Raw genomic sequence first — 18,471 nt, 5'->3', positions numbered from 1 at the left:
GCGGTGATTGTACCTCTTAGCGTTCCACCCATTGGTGCCCGCCGGAGCGCGTCGTGGCGTTGCCTTGGGTGAGTGCGGCAATGTGGGCGTCGATCACCTCGCGCTCCCCTGGTTCGTAGGCCAGGGTGTAGCGGGCAAGCCTGCCGTATTCCACACCGATCACGTCCACGCCGCGCACACGTAGTTCCGCTTCAATACGCCCGGCGTCCGCGTGCGGCAGGTCAACGGTAACCAGGTCTTTCATCGCGCGGGTAACGCGAGTGGTTTTTGCCAGCGCCTCACTCACCGCGTCGGTATAGGCGCTGACCAGACCGCCTGTGCCAAGTTTGATGCCGCCGAAGTAACGGATCACCACGGCCGCCACGTCCAGCATGTCGGAGCCTTTGAGTACCTCCAGCATGGGTTTGCCGGCGGTACCTGAGGGCTCCCCGTCATCAGAGGAGCGCTCGATCGGCAGCGCGCCGTCCACGTGCACGATGAATGCGGAGCAGTGGTGCCGTGCATCCGGGAACGCTTCGCGCGCCCGGTGGATCAAGTCGCGCGCCTCTTCTTCGGTGGTCGCGCGGTCCACCCAGGTGATAAAACGGGAGCGCTTGATCTCCAGCTCATGGGTGACAAGCTGGGCGGCGGGGCGTTGATAGGAAGTGAGCATTGCTTTCAGACTAGTACGGTGGGTTTTTGTGACTACACCGCGATTCAACATTTGGGCACCGGTGGCGCATAGCGCCCGCATCATCATCGACGGCACGGAGCACGACATGCGTGCCACCAACGGTGGGTGGTTTACCTGCGACGAGGTCCCGTCCCCCGGTCAGCGATATGCTTTTTTGCTTTTCGACGGCACGTCCTGGTCCACACCACTGCCCGACCCTCGTACCCGCTACCAACCTGAGGGCGTCCACGGCCCTTCCGAGGTCGTTACCACGGACTTTGCCTGGACGGATGACGCGTGGGGCGGCATTGAGCTCAAAGATCAGGTGCTCTACGAGCTACATGTGGGCACGTTTAGTCCCGAGGGCACGTTTGATGGCGTGATTGGGAAGCTGGATTACCTGGCTGACCTTGGCGTCAACGCGATTGAGTTGTTGCCGGTGCAGCCGTTTGCTGGTGAACGCAACTGGGGCTATGACGGCGTGGATTGGTTCGCCGTGCAGCATTCCTACGGCGGCCCGGAGGGGCTCAAGCGCCTGGTGGATGCGGCGCACGCGCGCGGCATCGCCGTGATTATGGACGTGGTGTATAATCACTTCGGCCCCGAAGGCAACTACAAGGGACTTTTCGGCCCCTACACCACCGCAGGGCACACGGCTTGGGGTGATGTGGTCAACATTTCCGGCCCTGGATCGGATGAGGTGCGCGCCTACATCCTGGATGCGGTGCGTCAGTGGCTGGACGAGTTCCACGTGGACGGCCTTCGCCTGGATGCGGTCCAAGCCTACGATGACCGCCGCGCATACTCGATTATGGAGGAGATCCGCCAGGTTGCAGATGCCACCGCCGAAGCCACCGGCATCCCGCGCACCATCATCGGCGAAACGGACCAGAATGACCCGCGCATTGTCAACGACGAGTCCCGCGGCGGCTACGGCCTTTCCGCCCAGTGGTGTGACGACGTGCACCACGCCTTCCACTCCCTGATCGCCGACGAGCGCCAGGGCTACTACTGCGACTACGGCACGATCGAAGTGTTGGCAGAGACCATGGCGAATGCGTACCGCTTCCGCGACACGTGGTCCGCCTACCGCGGCCGCACCCACGGCCGTGCCTTGGATCTGTCGCATGTTGCGCCGTGGCGCATGGTGACCTACACCACGAATCATGATCAGGTGGGTAATCGTGCGGGGGGCGATAGGCCGTCGCAAAGCGAAAGCCCTGAGCAACTCATGCTGCGGGCCGCAACGGTGCTGCTCTCCCCCTTTACCCCCATGCTGTTTATGGGTGAGGAGTTTGGTGCGCGCACGCCGTTTCCGTTCTTTGTCTCGCACACCGACCCGGAGCTGGTGCGACTGACGCGCGAGGGCCGCCGCCACGATTTCGCTCGCGAAGGCTGGAACGAGGCGGACGTGCCCGACCCGGCGGATCCGGCAACCTTCGATTCCGCCAAGCTGGACTGGGAGTTTGATGAGCAGCAGCAGAAGCTTCTTAACGCCTACCGCACCCTCATCCGCCTGCGCCACTCCCACGGGTTCAACCGCGATGACCTGCGCACGCTGGAGGTTTCCCACGATGAGGCCGGCTGGCTGTGCCTGCGCGAAGGCAACACGGCGTTTGTAGGCAACTACTCCCCCAACACAGTCACCGTGCCCGTGGGCGGCGAATTGGTGTATTCCTTCAGCAACCCGCAGGTGGGCCCAAGCCGCACCGTGCTGGGCCCGTGGGAATTCGCGCTGATTGAGGGCTAACTAGCCGGAGACTAGCCGGAGACGATGTACTCGTACTCCGGGGTGCCGGGCTCGAGGCGCCGGCACTCAATTGGGGACGCCGCCATGCGCTCAAGCAGCGGGTCTAAGTCACTTGCGCGGCTCAGCTCCAAACCGGCGAGCGCGGCGCCGGTTTCACGGTTGTTCTTCTTCAGGTACTCAAACAGCACGATGTCATCGTCCGGGCCCAGAATGTCCGTAAGGAAGGAGCGCAGCTGGCCCGGCTCCTGCGGGAAGTTCACCAGGAAGTAGTGGCGCAGGCCGCGGTGCACCAGGGAGCGCTCCATGACCTCGGCGTAGCGCAGCACGTCATTGTTGCCGCCGGAGATGATGCACACCACGGTGGATCCGGGCTGGATCTTCAGGTTTGCCAGGCCAGTCACGGCCAGCGCACCCGCAGGTTCGGCGATGATGCCCTCGTTTTGGTACAGGGCGAGCATTTCAGTACACACCGCGCCCTCGTCCGCGATCATCAGGTGGGTACGCCCCTGGTTTTCCTCGATGACTTGGTACGGGAAGTCACCGATGCGTTTGACTGCCGCGCCGTCTACAAACGGGTCAATATCGGCCAAGGTGACTGGCTCCCCCGCCTCCATCGCGGCATGCAGCGAGGCCGCACCGCGCGGCTCCACGCCAACAATTGCGGTGCGTGGGGACATGTCCGCCAGATACGAGGTCACTCCTGCGAGCAGGCCGCCGCCACCAACAGGTACGACGATGGTGTCAAGCTCGCTGCCCTGGCCGGTCAGCTGAGCAAGGATCTCCGCAGCCACCGTGCCCTGGCCCACCACGGTGTCGCGCGAGTCGAATGGCTCAATCATGGTTGCGCCGCGCGCCTCAGCGTCCTCACGCGCGGCCTGGGCTGCCTCATCAAACGTGTTACCGGTCACTACCAGCTCGATGTTGTCCCCGCCGTGGACCAGGATGCGGTCACGCTTCTGCTTCGGCGTGGGCTTAGGCACGAAAATCTTGCCCTGGATCCCCAGCGCGCGACACGCATAGGCCACGCCTTGGGCATGGTTGCCTGCCGACGCCGCGACCACCCCCGCCGCGCGATCCTGCTCACTCAACCGGGAAATGCCGTAGTACGCACCGCGAATCTTGTAGGAGCGCACATCCTGCAAGTCCTCACGTTTGAGGTAAATGTTTGCGCCGTACTGCTCCGAAAGGCGTGGGCAGTACTGCAAGGGTGTCGGTTCAATTACCGATGAGATGCGCGCCTGCGCCGCTTGAATGTCCGCTGCGTGCACTGGCTGGAACGAAGTCATGGTGGGTAATAGTAACCCCTTGTCACTCAATGTTCAGATTGAAGCAACCTGTAAGCAACGTGGACGGGATACATCTAGGTAGGTCTTGTCCTGTTATCCCTAGAAAGTTGCCACATGTTTGCTCCTCGTACCGCACTTGCTTTGTCCACCGCCGCCGCGCTCAGCGTCGGCATGATCACCCCGGCACACGCCGTTGTTGTGGAGCAGCCGGTCTATGACCAGGACCCGAACTCCGGCGTGAAGGTGTCCACGCTCGGTTCCTACGGTGCGGGCGTGTTTGATAAGTCCGCCGCTGAGATCGTTGCCTTCCACGCAGCTAGCAAGCGCATCCTGACGGTGAACGCGACAAGCGGCAAGATCGACGTGTTGGACGCGTCTGATCTGAGCAACCCGACGAAGATCGGTGAGGTCTCCGGCGGCGAGAACACCACCATCAACTCTGTAGCCGTGCGTGCCGACGGCTTGGCCGTAGCCACCGTCGAGCCGGAGAACAAAACCGACAACGGTGAGCTAATCTTCTTCGACGCCGGCGCCGAGACGCCTGGCGAGGTCCTTGGCCGCGTCGGCGTTGGCGCCCTGCCGGACATGGTGGCCATGACCCCCGCTGGCGACTACGCGCTGGTAGCCAACGAGGGCGAGCCTGCCGAGGACTACTCTGTGGATCCGGAGGGCACGGTCTCCGTGATCGCTTTGCCGGCTGGTGTTGCCGCCGCTACGCAGGCAGACGTGCGCACCGCCGACTTCCGCGCGTTTGAGGGCACCTTGGCCGCCAAGGGCGTACACATCTTCGGCCAGGTAGGCGCGTCCACCACCGAGGCGCAGAACCTTGAGCCGGAATACATCGCGGTTGACGGGGCCAAGGCGTATGTCACGCTGCAGGAGAACAACGCCATCGCCGTAGTAGATATCGCCTCCGCCAAGGTTGAGCACGTCTGGCCGCTCGGCTACATCGACCGCCGCAAGGTGCCTTTCGACGCCTCCGATAAGGACAAAACGATCAACATCACCACCTGGCCGGTCAAGTCCATCCTGCAGCCGGATGCCATCGCCGCCTACAACGTTGGCGGCACGACTTACCTGGTACTTGCTAACGAGGGCGACGCCCGCGACTGGGACGGCTACTCCGAAGAAGCCCGCCTGAAGAACTTTGGCAAGAAGGGCATCGCCCCGATCTGCGAGGGCTACGCGGGCCTTTCCGCCGATCAGCTCAAAGAACTGCAGTCCGACGAGCAGCTGGGCCGACTGAACATGACCACGGCGTTTGGCCTGAATGAGGAGAAGGGCTGCTACGACGACCTGTACAATTTCGGCGGCCGTGGCTTCTCCATCTTTACTGCGGACGGCACTCGCGTCTTCGACTCCGGCGCCGACTTCGAGCAGATCACCGCACGCATCCTGCCGGAGAACTTCAACTCCAACCACACCGAGACCTCCTTTGAAACCCGCTCTGATGACAAGGGCCCGGAGCCGGAGGGTGTGACCCTGGGTGAGATCAACGGCCGCACCTATGCATTCATCGGCCTTGAGCGTCTTGGCGGCGTGATGGTCTACGACGTCACTGACCCGGCCAAGGCGAGCTACCAGGCCTACATCAACAACCGTGACTTCTCCGTCAACATGGATGAGCTTGAGGGGGACGAGGCGATTGCCCAGGGGCTGTCCAAGGTCGGCGACCTCGGCGCCGAAGGCCTGACCTTTGTTCCGGCGAAGGACTCCCCCAACGGTGAAAACCTGTTGATTGTTGGCAACGAGGTCTCCGGTACCACCACGATCTTCCAGGTGGACTCGTTGCTGCCAACCTCTGACGCTGATCCAGCCCCTGCCCCTGCCCCACAGCCGGCGGGTTCAAGCAAGGGCAACGCTCTGGCTGTAGCGTTGAGCGCGATTATTGGTGGAATCTTTGTCATTAGCGGTTTGGCAGCACTGTTTCCAGGTTTGAATAACCTGCTTGGCCAGCTTGGTAGGTAGACATTTGTAAGCCAAGGCTGTGTTTTGGCTCCAAACCTGATAGATTTCTACCCGTCCGAATTGCGAGGGCTGTGAATCATGCCCCATTGCAATCAATCCATTCTTTTGAGGAGAACTGCTATGAAGCGCATTTCCACTGCTCTTGTTGCTGCCGCTGTTGCAACCGGCCTGGCTATCACCCCGGCTGTTGCCGAGGACGCTCCGGTTAAGGACGAGAACACCACCGCTCCGGTTGAGGGCACCGAGAACGAGGGCGCCGAAACCCCGGGCAACGGCAAGGAGAACCCGGAGCAGCCGGGCAACGGCAAGGAGAACCCGGAGCAGCCGGGCAAGGACGACCAGACGCCGGGCAACAACAAGAAGAAGAGCGGCGTAACCACCGGTTCCGCTGTTGGCTCCGTTGTGGGCATCCTGTCCGCAATCCTGACCGCTGCGATCGTGATCTTCTCTAACCCGAAGGGCATTGACAAGGCTATTGACCTGCTCAACGCTAACTTCGGCCTGGGTCTGCAGAAGTTCGGTTTCTAATTAACTCCTCCGAAGGGTTTCAGGCACGCTGATGAATTCCCGTACCGCGCTCGCACTTATTACTGCTGCAGGGCTGGCTCTGACTGGTGTGGCTACCGCTAACGCTTCGAGCAGCTCGAGCAATGGTTCTTCCGGTACCCAGACGAAGTCGACGGTGACCGCGACGACCACCGCCACCGCTACCCCGACCACCACGGTCTCGTACCCGGTCACTACGACCACGACGGTGACTGGCACGGATGGGGTTACCACTGTGGTGGAGTCTGTCATCGAGGAGCCGACGACGGTGACGTTTACGCCGCCGAAGCCGACGGATGCAAGTTCCCGTCTGATGGAGGCCAGCAGCCTGTCTGAGGAAGCTGAGGTAGCCTTCGCCGTGATCGGCGCAATTATTACCTCGCTGGGTATTCTGACCCAGGTGGCAACATTTGTACTAGCCACCAATCCGGAGTTGCTTGCCCAGGTACGCCACGCCCTTGGCGTCGTGCCTGAGGACTAGAACTAACCACAAAAAACCACCATCCCCGTTGTGTTGGGGGTGGCGGTTTTTGTTTCACGTAGGCGCAGATAAGCCTAGAAAAGCTCCTTGGAAGCGATGGCCGCACCCTCTACCAAGGACTCGAGCTTGGCCCAAGCGATCTGGTGGTGCAGACGGCCGCCCAGGCCGCAGTCAGAGGAGGCAACCACACGCTCCGGGCCGACAACCTCAGCGAACTGGATGATACGGTCCGCAACCAGGCGGGGGTGCTCAACCGCATTCGTGCTGTGGGAGATCACACCCGGGTAGATCAGGGTGTTCTCCGGCAGCTCACGGTTTTGCCACACGCGCCACTCATGAGCGTGGCGCGGGGAAGCGCCCTCGAAGGAGTAACCGCCAACCTCAACGCGCAGGATCTCATCAACGATGTCCTCGAACGGAATGTCGGTCACGTGCGGGCCGTGCCAGGAACCCCAGCAAATGTGCAGACGGGTCTGCTCCTTCGGCAGGCCCTTGAGTGCAGCGTTGATCGCGTCCACACGGATGCGCAACCACGCAAGGTAGTCCTCCAGGCTTGGCTCCGGTTTGATCTGATCCCAAGACTCAGCCAGGTCAGGGGCGTCCAACTGGACGGTAAAACCAGCGTCAGTGATCGCCTTGTACTCGTGGTGCATCGCGTCAGCACACGCCTGGACCAGCTCAGCGTCATTGCCGTAGTACTCATCCGTCAGACGTGCCGCAGACCCCGGCGACAGAGCTGCAACGAAGCCCTCCGTTGCACCGGCCTTGTCCATGGCGGCGCGCATGAGCTTGACGTCCGTCTCAACTTGGTCCTGGCCGATGTAGGTGACCGGACCGGTGAACTTCGGATTGCCCACCTTTGCACGGCCAGTGAAAATACCCGAGGTCGGATCCTCGTATGCTTCCGAGAACATCGCACGGTCACGACGATCCGGGAAACTGGTCAGCTGAATGTTACCCGGGGTGGAACGCTTGATTGCCTGGTTCGCCCAACGGTCCTCATCAGTCATGGTCAGGCCACCAAGGCGGGTGAACGAGTAGTTCCACCAGGCGCCGTAGTCCACGGCACCAGAGGTGATGTGGCCGTACTCGCCCTCATTGATGATGTCGATGCCCAGATCAACCTGCTTCTGCACAACCTCATCGATGGAAGTCTGCAGAATTTCAAAGAACTCGCTGTCCTCGATGGTGCCTTCGGTGCGGCGTTGGTTTGCCTCAAGCAGCGCCTTCGTGCGCGGCAGCGAACCTACGTGAGTTGTCCGGATCTTGTTAGTAGCCAATGAACGCTCCTTTGCGGGTACTCAGAATTTTTAAAACTACCTGAACCAGAGCGTACGCCAGCCCGCTTGTTTATCCACCTCAGACGATGTCTTCACTGCGCGGGTCAGCATAGGTTTCCGCGCCGCGGAACACGCTCAACCTGTGCTTCAGGGTGTTCCGCGCGGCGGAAAACAACACTGCGCGTCGTTGCATAAAATGTTCCGCGCTACGGAAAAGCTTTCCGCTTCGCGGAACACTACTACCCCAAAATGCCCGGTCCCATCGAGGCTTTCAGGTCCCCCATCAGCGATGCGGAGCGATCCACCCGCAGATGGTCTCCCAACACGAGCAGCTGGGAGTGCTCACCGTTGACAAGGTTCAGGTACACGTCCGTGTCACCCGGATTATTCAGCAGCACCGACTTCAGCCTGCTGATGTTGTCCACCGTGCATTGGTCGGTGCGCATAGTCAGGCGCAGCGGCAGGCCAGCGCCGCCGCCGGGGCCGAGCTCCGGCACCTTGACGTCGTCACCAAACAGGCTCATGCGCTCATCACGGATGGAAACGTGTGCCTTGACCAGGATGATGTTGTCTTCAACAATCTGCGGCGCCACAAGCGCGTAGACCTTGTTAAACAGCAGCACCTCAACCTGGGCACCGTGGTGGTCTTCAATCGTGACAATGGCCCACGAGGAGCCGTCCTTCTTGGAAAACCTACGGTCCACCGAGGAAATCAACCCGCCGATGGTCACCTCGGCGCCGTGGCGCAGCTCGCCCGCCAAAATCGTGGTCAGCTGCGTATCAGTCTGGGCATCAATGGCCTCTTCAAAGCCATCCAGCGGATGGCCCGAAACGTACAGGCCCAACATTTCACGCTCCAAGGCTAGGGCGTGCTTCTTTTCCCACTCATCATCAGGAACCTCGATGGCAAACGCGTTGGCCGTGGCCTCATCGTCCCCGCCGAATGAGGCGAACAGGTCAAACTGCCCCTTATCCGCGGCCTTCTTCGTGGCAAGCACGGAATCCACGGCGTCTTCTTGGATCAGCATCAGGCCCTTGCGCGGGTGCCCAAGTGAGTCAAATGCGCCGGCCTTAATCAAGGATTCTGTGATTCGCTTGTTGCACGGCAGCAGATCAATCTTGTCCAGGTAATCAGAGAAGCTTGTAAACGCGCCCTTAGCGTGGCGAGTCTCCTTGATAGATTCCACCACTTCCGCACCAACGTTGCGGATAGCGGCAAGGCCGTAGCGGACGTCTTTGCCCACAGCCATGAAGTTTTCTTCAGACTCATTAATATCTGGCTGCAGCACCGAGATACCCATGTGGCGACAATCTGCAAGGTAGATGGCTGACTTGTCCTTCTTGTCACCCACAGAGGTCAAAAGTGCCGCCATGTACTCGGCGGTGTAGTTCGCCTTCATGTAGGCAGTCCAGTACGACACGAGTGCGTAGCCCGCAGCGTGCGACTTGTTAAACGCGTAGGAAGCGAACGGCTCAATCGTGCCCCACAGCGCGTCCACCGCCGCCTTGGAGTAGCCGTTATCAAACATGCCCTGGGAGAACGTCTCGTACTCCTTGGCCAGCACCTCAGGCTTCTTCTTGCCCATGGCTTTACGGAAGCCATCTGCTTGGCCAGCGGTGTAGTTGGCCACCTTCTGGGAGATGTTCATGATCTGCTCTTGGTAGACGATCAGGCCGTAGGTCTCATCCAGAATCTCCCGCAGCGGCTCTTCCAGCTCCGGGTGAATCGGGGTGATCGGCTTGCGCCCATTCTTACGGTCCGCGTAATCCCAGTGTGCGTTCACACCCATCGGGCCCGGACGGTACAGCGCCAAAGATGCCACAATATCGTTAAAGCCCGTCGGCTTCATGCGCTTGAGCAGCTCCTGCATGCCGCCGGAGTCCAGCTGGAACACACCGAGGGTGTCACCGCGGCCGAGTAGCTCGTACACCGCCTCGTTGTCAGTATCCAGGCCCTCCAGGTCGAGGGTTTCGCCGCGGTTCTTTTCGACGTTTTCCAGCGCATCACCCAGCACCGTCAAATTTCGAAGGCCCAGGAAATCCATCTTCAGAAGGCCAATGGCCTCACACGCCGGGTAGTCCCAGCCGGTGATAATCGCACCGTCCGCCGGACGCTTCCACATCGGAATGTGCTCCATCAGCGGCACAGACGCCATAATCACCGCACAGGCGTGCACACCAGCCTGACGCACCACGCCTTCAAGACCGCGGGCCGTCTCATAGATCTTCGCCACATCCGGGTCGGTTTCAATGAGCGAGCGCACCTCAGCAGCCTCTGCGAAACGCGGGTGGTCCGGGTCCGTAATACCGGCCAGCGGAATGTCCTTCGCCATGATCGCCGGCGGCAGCGCCGCGTTAATACGGTCCGCCATTTGGAAGCCGGGCTGGCCGAAGTTCACCTTCGCCGCGTCCTTAATAGCCTGCTTGGTCTTCACCGTGCCAAAGGTGATCACTTGGGCAATCTTGTCTTCGCCCCAACGCTCAGCGGCGTAGGTGATCATCTCTCCACGGCGGCGATCATCAAAGTCAATATCAATATCCGGTGCGGACGGACGCTCCGGGTTCAAGAATCGCTCAAAGAGCAGGCCATGCTCCATGGGGTCAATGTTGGTAATGGTCAGCGCGTACGCCACCAGCGCGCCCGCAGCCGAACCACGGCCCGGCCCCACACGAATACCAATCTCGCGGGCGTGCTTAATCAGCTCTGCAACGATGAGGAAGTAGGACGGGTAGCCCTTCATATCAATAACTTCCACTTCGTAGCGCGCACGCTCGATGTAGCTCTGCGGTACCTCCTGCCCCGGGAAACGATCCTGCAAACCGCGCATGACTTCTTCCATCAGCCAGGACGTCGGCGTGTGGCCCTCCGGCACGTCTGCAATCGGCATGCGATCATGCGGGTGCTCCTCCCACAGCTCCGAGTAATCCCCCACGCGCTCTGCAATCCACAGCGTATTGTCACAGCCGTCCGGCACATCCGTGTCCCAGAGCTCACGCATCTGTTCAGCGGACTTGATGTAGTAGCCCGTGCCGTCAAACTTGAAACGGTCCGGGTCCATCAGCGTCTTACCTGTTTGCACGCACAGCATCGCCTCGTGCGCCGGTGCCTGGGACTCCAGCACGTAGTGACAGTCATTGGTTACCAGCGGCGGCAGGTCCAACGCCTGGCCAATGCGCAGCAGGTCTTCCCTCACGCGACGCTCAATGTGCAGCCCGTGGTCCATCAACTCCAGGAAGTAGTTGTCCTTGCCGTAGATGTCCTGCCACATCGCCGCGGCTTCCAGCGCTGCGTCATACTGGCCCAGGCGCAGACGCGTCTGCACGTCACCGGACGGGCAGCCCGTGGTGGCGATAATGCCGTCGGCATGTTCGGCGATCAGCTCTGCGTCCATACGCGGCCACTTACCAAGCTGCCCCTCATAGGACGCCAGCGAGGACAACTTGAACAAGTTGCGTAGACCAGTCGCGTTCTCCGCCAGCATGGTCTGGTGCAGGTACGCGCCAGAGGCGGAAACGTCATCCGACTTCTGGTCGGGGGTGCCCCACAGCACACGCTTCTTGTTAAAGCGTGACTCCGGCGCCATGTAAGCCTCAATGCCAATGATCGGCTTGATGCCAGCGTCCACCATGCGGCGGTAGAACGCGTTCGACCCGAACATGTTCCCGTGGTCTGTCATACCCACCGCGGGCATGCCCTGGCGGGCAACTTCGTCTGCCAACAGATCCACCTTTGCCATGCCGTCAAGCATGGAAAACTCCGTGTGGTTATGCAGGTGAACGAAGGAAGATTGCTTGGCCATGCGGACTATCATATCCGCGCCATGACACAGGTGTTATTCGTAACGCAACGCGTCAATAGGCTGCATCTTTGCCGCCTTCGCCGCCGGATACGCGCCGAAGAACACACCCGTTCCCAAAGAGAACAACAGCGCGAACACCACCGCACTAACCGGCGGCCACGTAAACGCATCAAATGCCGCTGTGGCAATCATGCCAATCGCGCCACCAAAGACCACGCCAATGATGCCGCCGATCAAACAGACCATCATCGCTTCCACAATGAACTGCACGCGGATGTCATTTTGGGTAGCGCCCAGCGCCTTACGTACACCAATCTCGCGGGTGCGTTCGGTGACGGTGATCAACATAATGTTCATCACGCCGATACCACCAACCAGAAGCGAGATACCACCAATGGCGGACAGCACCGAGGACATAATGCGGAAGATACCGGTGAGCTCCTCCAGTGAGGACGACAAGTCCACCACCTCGGCCTCATAGGTCTCGTTCTTGGCGTAGATACGGTCCAAGTACTGCTGCAGGTCTGCCTGGAACACGGCACTGTCCTCATCCGGGGAAGACTGCACGCTAAAGGAAGACACCCAGCTTGCGTCCACGCCAACGCGGTCCATCGCGGTAGCCGGAACGAAGATCGACGCATAGGACTGCGGACCCGCCAGCATGCCGCCAGAGTTAAACGGCTCAAGTACACCGACCACAGTGAAGACTGCGGTAGTGGAACCCACCGTAACGTCAAAACGCTTGCCCAGAGCTTCCTTCGGATCACCCTTGAACAGCGCTTCAACGAACTCAGAGGACACAACCGCAACTGGGCGCTGGCTATCCAAATCCGCACTGGTGATTCCGCGGCCGTACTGCACGGTTTGCCCACGCATGTCCAATGACCCCGGAAGTACCGCGGTCACGCTGGAGCTAGCGGTGACATCACCGTTAGCCACTTCGCCCTCGCTGCCGACTTCAATGTCCACGGCACGCACCCGGTCACCAAAGCTGGCCTGAAGATCCGCGAGCTGATCCAGGGTCACACCGTCACGCTCTTCGGTCGGCGGCATGTAAGACAGCGCGGCAAACGGGTCATCATCCGCCGCTTCCTCATCTGGCCGCTCGTGCACGACCACTGGGTGCGTGGTGGTGCCCACGCCCTCCAGGCCGCGCAACACCTGGTTTTCAAGACCACGGCCAAGCGTCATGATGATGATCACGGCCATGATGCCGATGATGATGCCCAAAAGCGTCAGCAGCGAGCGCAGCTTGTTGGTATTCAGACTCGATGCAGCAAGCCTGATGGACTCCCTCACATCCACGGCTTATCCCGCACTTCCCTGCACACCGGTTGGGGTGCGTTCGCCGGAGATGCGGCCGTCTTTAATCTCCACAATGCGCTGCGTTTCCTCCGCAAGCTCCGGGTTGTGGGTAATGAACACAATCGCTTTACCCATCTCCTGGTTCAGCTTGTGGAACAGGTCCATTACCAACCGGCCGGTTTTGGAATCGAGAGCGCCGGTCGGCTCGTCTGCAAGCAGCAAGTCCGGGTCATTGGCCAGTGCACGCGCAATAGCCACGCGCTGCTTCTGACCACCGGAAAGCTCGTTCGGGTTGTGGTGGATACGATCCCCCATACCCATCATGGCCAGCAGCTCTTCTGCACGTGCCTCACGTGTTTTACGGTCAACACCTGCGTACATCATCGGCATTGCCACGTTTTGCAACGCATCGATACGGCCGATCAAGTTGAAGTTCTGGAAGATAAAGCCAATATTTTTGCTGCGGTAGCTGGCCAGTTCTTTATCGCTTTTCGCGTACACCGGCTCCCCGTTGAACGCGTATGCGCCGCTGGTTGGCCGGTCAAGCATGCCAATGATGTTCATCAGCGTCGACTTGCCGCCACCGGAGGGACCCACAATAGAGACGAACTCATGCTGCTTGGCGTGGAAATCCACCCCGTGCAGCACAGTCAGCTCACTTGGCTCACCCACGTTGTAGGTTTTGACCACACTGCGCATGTCAATGAGCAGGCCAGTATCCGCAAGAGCTTCAGGCTTATCGACGTCAGCGTCAACCCCTTCAGCCTCTACAACCTGTTCAACGTCTTCAGTCTCTTCGGCTTCTTCCCCAAAGAAGAACGGATCTTTTTCCTCTGCGTCCATGGGCGCCTCCCTTAGTTCGCTGCGGCGTCGGCTTTATCGGCCTTGCCAGCTTCCTCGGCCTTATCAGCCTCGGCCTTGTCGATGCCGTCACGAGCGGCAGCAACGTCGGCAGGATCAAAACCGTCGTCGGTGATTTCTACGGTCTCGCCGACGCGGTCCTTGTAGTCTTCCGGCCAGTTGATCACGATGTCGCCAGCCTTGAGCTCGCCGCCGGTGATGGCAATGTCGATGTCGTTGGAGGCGCCGGTTTCAACGGTGCGGACTTCGACCTTGCCTGAGCGGGCATCCTCAGAGTCGGTGGCAAGGACAAGAATTTGCTTCTTGCCGTCTTCTTCAAACACGGCGTCCGCAGGCACGTTCAGCGCATTGTCGGATTCCGCGGTGATGATCTCAGCGCGTGCCGTGCCGCCCAAGAGCAGGCCCTCGGTGTCACCGGTGACCTCGATTTCCACGGGGAAGACCACTGCGGCATCGCCGCCGCCCTGCATAGCGTTCTTCGGGTCGCTCGGGGTAGCTGCTGCCGGGGAGATGCGGGTGACGCGACCTGCGAACTCCTTCTTGCCCGTGGCCGTGGAGGTGAACACCACGCGGTTCCCCTTTGCCACGTTCGGCACGTCCGCTTCGCGCAGCTCAGCGCGAATCAGCAAACGAGAGTCATCTGCAAGGCTGAGTACGCGCCCCTGTGGGATGTCGCCTTCCTGGACGTCCACGCTGGTGACTACGCCGTTAATCGGCGAGTAGATGGTGGCTTCCTTCACCTGGTACTCCAGGGTGCCGTCACCGGCCTCCAGCTGTGCCATCTCTGCCTGGCGGGAGGCGGAGTTGACCTGCGCCTGGAGCTGGCTGCGCTCTTGCTCGACCTGCGCACGCGCAGCCGCCAGGTTCGCCTTTGCATCCTGCAGTGCGGCGTAGGCTTCTTCAACGCCCACTGCTGCACCTACGGCAGGTACGTTTGGCGCGGCCGGTGCCGGCGCGGGTGCCGGTGCTGGCGCGGATTCAACGCCCGGCAGCTGGAATGGTGGCGGCACTTGCTCTGGGTAGAGGTAGGCGCCAAACATGTCGCCGATGCGCGAGGAGATGCGCACAAGGCGCGGGCCACCGTTGGCGGCTACGGCTGCGTCATATGCAGCCTGCGCCTGGTCCACCTGTGCTTGGGCTTGGCGGATGGTGGGATTTGTACCGTCGTTAAGACTCTGGTTCAGCGCGTTGAGCTGGGCCTGCGCCTGTTCAACGCCCGCCTGGGCTTCAGCCTGTGCGTTCGCCTGCTGGCGTTCCTGGACTGCCAGCTGGCGCTCCAGCTGCTCGGTGTCCATGGCGGCCAGGAACTGTTCCACCTGAACGCGGTCACCCGGCGCGACGGCGATGGTGCGCACCTCAGACTGCAGTGGTGTGGTGATGGACACGGCGCGTACAGGCGCGATCGTGCCGTTGACTACCACACTGTCGGTTACGCCTTCTGCGCTAGCGATGGTGTAGTCACCTGGGGCAAGGCCATCTCCGGCTGCCCCGTTTTCGCCACCGCCGACACCGCAGGAGGCAGCAAGGAGGCTTCCTGCCACGATGATTGCTGCGGTGGTGCGCTTAATGTGTTGCCGCTTCGCCAAGGTGTCTCCTCACAAACAGGCTGCATTCAACTCTGGGAGACTATACACCGGTGGCGGGGTGATCCCCATGCCAAGGAAGGACGGCGAAGCTGCCCCACACAGCATCGGGCGGCAGCATTTCCACAACAGCCACATCAGTCCCATGCGCCACGTTTTTGAAGGTATCTGGTGTGTCATACGCCACTACTGCCACGATGCGTTGGTCCGTGATTCGCGCAAACACATCGGCTCGGGTTTGGCCCGGTGGGGGTTCGGGGGTGGGGGTCAACGGGGCGTCGATAAGCAAAAGCCCATTGACGCGCTGCAGACTGGCCACTGCCGCCGCCGCCTCGCTCGGACTCAGCGGGCGGGCAAACGTGACTAGACCAAAGGAAGGTTCGGAGCCTTCGCTTATCGACGCCCCCGCGCGCACCTCATACTCCGACCACCCTTCCCCCGGCTCGATGCCAAGCGTGTCGCCTTGGATGGTGGGTGGTGTGGCGGGGGTGGCAAGGCCAACGGCGTAGATGCCGGCGGCGACAAGCGCGCTACAAATCGCGAATGGTATCCAGCGCATGCTGCAGATCATCCGGGTACGGGGACTCAACCACCATGTAATCGCCAGTGCGCGGGTGGGTGAAACCAAGCTTTGTGGCGTGCAACCACTGGCGCTTCAGCCCCAGAGTTTTAGCCAGATTCGGGTCGCAGCCGTACATCGGATCGCCCGCGCACGGGTGCCCAACGGCGGACATGTGGACGCGAATCTGGTGCGTGCGGCCAGTTTCCAGGTGGACTTCCAAAAGGCTTGCGTGGCGGAAAGCCTCGATAACTTCGTAGTGGGTCACGCTCGGGCGACCGTCGTCCACCACTGCGAACTTCCAGCCAGACGACGGGTGGCGGCCAATCGGCGCATCGATCGTGCCCACAATCGGATCCGGCAACCCCTGCACCAGCGCGTGGTAGGTCTTGTCCACCGTACGCTCTTTAAACGCACGCTTGAGCACCGAATATCCGGAAATGCTGTTGGCCACCACCATCACGCCCGAAGTACCCACATCCAGGCGCTGGACGATGCCTTTGCGCTCCGGCGGGCCAGCGTCTGGAAGCGTAAAGCCCATCGCCTGCAGACCACCGACAACAGTGGGCCCCTCCCAGCCCAACGTGGGGTGCGCGGCCACACCAACCGGCTTGTCCACCGCAATTACGTCATCATCCTGGTACAAGATGGTCAGCCCATCGACGGGCTCTGCCTTCGGCATGGGGGTGGTTTTCGGTTCTGGCAGGGTCGCCTCCAGCATCACACCGGCATCAACGCGGTGGGATTTGGCAACCGGGCGCGAGTCAATAAGCACGTTGCCCGCTTCCACCATTTCCGCAGCCACGGTGCGAGAGACGCCGAAGAGTTTGCTCAGCGCGGCGTCTACACGCATGCCGCTTAAGCCTTCAGGCACGGGCAGCGAACGAAAATCTCCGCTCATTTCGTACGCTCCTTGCTCGATGCACGGAACTCCGTGACAAACATGGCCACAACAAACACCACCACGCCGACGGTAATGCAGGCATCTGCAATGTTGAACACGGCGAAACTGCCCACAGAGATGTAGTCCACCACGTGCCCAAACCAGAAGCCGGGCTCACGAAACAGGCGGTCGCAGAGGTTCCCTAGCGCGCCACCGGCGATCAGGCCGATGCCAATGGCTTCCCACTTGTTGGTCAGCTTCGGCGCGTACAGTAGGGCGCCAACCACGAAGACAAGCTGAATGGCGGTAAACAGCCACGTCATGTTCTCCCCCATGGAGAACGCGGCACCTGGATTAAACAGCAGGTAGAACCGGAACCAATCCCCAATTACGTTGACGGCTTGTCCCGGCTCCAGCCAAGACAGCATCACCTGTTTAACCACTTGATCTATGGCGGCGGCCACGACCATGATCACCGCGACTAGCCCGAGGAAGTTACGTCCTTTCATCACCGAATCACTGTAGCCGCAAGATCTGTGGGCGGTGTGGGGTAGGTTCAGAATGTGCTGAAAAACCGTCTTCGCGCTTGTGCCGCCGCTGTCCTTGTTCTTGCTCTCACCGCCTGTGGAGGTACGAATGACCTGTTGGAGGGCGTTCCGGCCTTCCCTGTTGATGCCCCACAGGTGGACCTAGTCATCCCGGGTGACAACCCGCAGGTGTTGGCCTACCAGGACGCCGAGGAGCCGTGGGAGGCCAACGTGGTGGTCTCCGGCGGTGTGGCGCAAGCTGCGGCCCCGAAGGATGATGCAAACTTTGACGCCACCGCGCCTGCAGGCGGCGACGTGATGGAAACGGATCTCACTCTGACGGTGACGTCGGGGCCGGCCCGCGCGCCGCAGGATGGTGAGGAAGACGCCGCGCGCGAGGTGGAACTGATCACCCGCGGCGGCGGCCACACTGATCTGGACCTTGGGCTGCAAGTGGCGGGCAATGACGGCTTCACCATGCGTTGGCGCGCAGCGGAATCCGGTGCGGTGCAGTCGGTGAAGATGCTGCCGCCGGTGGATTCGCCGGAGGCTGGCCGCGAGGTTGTGGAGCGCGCGCTGCTGAGCGTGATGAATTCCACCGTGGTCTTCCCTAAAGAGCCCGTTGGTGTTGGCGGCCAGTGGACGGTGACCACGCGCGTGACGGGTGACGCCGCGATGGTGCGCACCACCACCTACACCGTTCGTGAGATCAACGGCAGCGACGTCCACCTGGATGTGGATATTGAAGAGTCCCCCACCCAGAAGGAACTGCGCATTGACAATGAGGTTGCCGGTGATTTGGACGGCGCAATGCTCAGCGTGGAGTCCACTTCCACAACCTCTACCGGCGAGCTGACGGTGGACCTGACCAAGCCACTGCCCACAGGCGGCCGGATCGCCGCCACCACGCGTTTGGTGTACGCCGGTGAGGACACGCAGTTCCGCATTGTCCAAGACGTTACTAACGCTGTGACGTACGGAAAGTAGGAT

15 protein-coding genes are annotated in these 18,471 nt (G+C 61.0%); 5 read left to right on the top strand and 10 right to left on the bottom strand.

The features are described 5' to 3' along the window. Positions 1 to 16: 16 nt before the first annotated feature. Complete coding sequence (locus AK829_RS01730) at positions 17 to 652, bottom strand: IMPACT family protein (protein ID WP_052203699.1); 636 nt, start codon at positions 650 to 652, stop codon at positions 17 to 19. A gap of 28 nt (positions 653 to 680) precedes the next feature. Between AK829_RS01730 and treZ the strand changes: the two genes are divergently transcribed. Continuing rightward, positions 681 to 2,402 carry a malto-oligosyltrehalose trehalohydrolase gene (gene treZ / locus AK829_RS01725; protein WP_052203697.1) on the top strand — a complete coding sequence of 574 codons (1,722 nt, stop codon included), beginning with the start codon at positions 681 to 683 and terminating at the stop codon, positions 2,400 to 2,402. An 11-nt stretch (positions 2,403 to 2,413) separates the two neighbouring features. Here treZ and ilvA read toward each other — a convergent pair whose 3' ends face one another. After that, positions 2,414 to 3,688, bottom strand: coding sequence for a threonine ammonia-lyase IlvA (gene ilvA, locus AK829_RS01720; protein ID WP_052203695.1), 1,275 nt, complete (start codon positions 3,686 to 3,688; stop codon positions 2,414 to 2,416). A 114-nt stretch (positions 3,689 to 3,802) separates the two neighbouring features. On the opposite strand from ilvA, the gene AK829_RS01715 reads away from it, so the two are divergent. The 3 genes from AK829_RS01715 to AK829_RS01705 all read left to right on the top strand — a co-directional run bounded on the left by AK829_RS01715 (position 3,803) and on the right by AK829_RS01705 (position 6,683). Next, complete coding sequence (locus AK829_RS01715; protein ID WP_052203693.1) at positions 3,803 to 5,656, top strand: choice-of-anchor I family protein; 1,854 nt, start codon at positions 3,803 to 3,805, stop codon at positions 5,654 to 5,656. 120 nt (positions 5,657 to 5,776) lie between these two features. Then, on the top strand, positions 5,777 to 6,184 hold the full coding sequence (locus tag AK829_RS01710) for a hypothetical protein (protein WP_052203691.1): 408 nt from the start codon (positions 5,777 to 5,779) through the stop codon (positions 6,182 to 6,184). A gap of 31 nt (positions 6,185 to 6,215) precedes the next feature. Next, positions 6,216 to 6,683, top strand: a complete 468-nt coding sequence (locus AK829_RS01705) for a hypothetical protein (protein ID WP_052203689.1) — start codon at positions 6,216 to 6,218, stop codon at positions 6,681 to 6,683. Between the two features lie 74 nt (positions 6,684 to 6,757). Here AK829_RS01705 and AK829_RS01700 read toward each other — a convergent pair whose 3' ends face one another. The 8 genes from AK829_RS01700 to lspA all read right to left on the bottom strand — a co-directional run bounded on the left by AK829_RS01700 (position 6,758) and on the right by lspA (position 17,463). After that, complete coding sequence (locus AK829_RS01700) at positions 6,758 to 7,963, bottom strand: cobalamin-independent methionine synthase II family protein (protein ID WP_052203687.1); 1,206 nt, start codon at positions 7,961 to 7,963, stop codon at positions 6,758 to 6,760. Positions 7,964 to 8,202: 239 nt separating this feature from the next. Continuing rightward, positions 8,203 to 11,763: a DNA polymerase III subunit alpha gene (gene dnaE, locus AK829_RS01695; RefSeq protein WP_052203683.1), complete on the bottom strand. Its 3,561-nt coding sequence runs from the start codon at positions 11,761 to 11,763 to the stop codon at positions 8,203 to 8,205. Positions 11,764 to 11,796: 33 nt separating this feature from the next. After that, complete coding sequence (locus tag AK829_RS01690) at positions 11,797 to 13,062, bottom strand: ABC transporter permease (protein WP_232305763.1); 1,266 nt, start codon at positions 13,060 to 13,062, stop codon at positions 11,797 to 11,799. Between the two features lie 9 nt (positions 13,063 to 13,071). Further along, positions 13,072 to 13,767 carry an ABC transporter ATP-binding protein gene (locus tag AK829_RS01685; RefSeq protein WP_052206321.1) on the bottom strand — a complete coding sequence of 232 codons (696 nt, stop codon included), beginning with the start codon at positions 13,765 to 13,767 and terminating at the stop codon, positions 13,072 to 13,074. Positions 13,768 to 13,922: 155 nt separating this feature from the next. Further along, positions 13,923 to 15,515 carry an efflux RND transporter periplasmic adaptor subunit gene (locus AK829_RS01680; protein ID WP_052203678.1) on the bottom strand — a complete coding sequence of 531 codons (1,593 nt, stop codon included), beginning with the start codon at positions 15,513 to 15,515 and terminating at the stop codon, positions 13,923 to 13,925. Between the two features lie 40 nt (positions 15,516 to 15,555). Then, positions 15,556 to 16,071, bottom strand: coding sequence for a hypothetical protein (locus AK829_RS01675; RefSeq protein ID WP_052203676.1), 516 nt, complete (start codon positions 16,069 to 16,071; stop codon positions 15,556 to 15,558). Beyond that, the gene (locus AK829_RS01670) at positions 16,043 to 16,972 is read right to left on the bottom strand and encodes an RluA family pseudouridine synthase (RefSeq protein ID WP_052203674.1); all 930 of its coding nucleotides are present in this window, start codon (positions 16,970 to 16,972) and stop codon (positions 16,043 to 16,045) included. Before AK829_RS01670 ends, AK829_RS01675 begins: the two co-directional genes overlap by 29 nt. After that, the gene (gene lspA / locus AK829_RS01665) at positions 16,969 to 17,463 is read right to left on the bottom strand and encodes a signal peptidase II (RefSeq protein ID WP_052203672.1); all 495 of its coding nucleotides are present in this window, start codon (positions 17,461 to 17,463) and stop codon (positions 16,969 to 16,971) included. Before lspA ends, AK829_RS01670 begins: the two co-directional genes overlap by 4 nt. Before the next feature lie 54 nt (positions 17,464 to 17,517). On the opposite strand from lspA, the gene AK829_RS01660 reads away from it, so the two are divergent. Further along, complete coding sequence (locus AK829_RS01660; protein ID WP_052203670.1) at positions 17,518 to 18,468, top strand: DUF6263 family protein; 951 nt, start codon at positions 17,518 to 17,520, stop codon at positions 18,466 to 18,468. Positions 18,469 to 18,471: the final 3 nt, after the last annotated feature.

This window comes from Corynebacterium riegelii, from assembly GCF_001263755.1.
In the GTDB taxonomy this organism is placed as follows: Bacteria; Actinomycetota; Actinomycetes; order Mycobacteriales; family Mycobacteriaceae; genus Corynebacterium; species Corynebacterium riegelii.
This window is presented reverse-complemented; position numbering and strand designations above follow the sequence as displayed.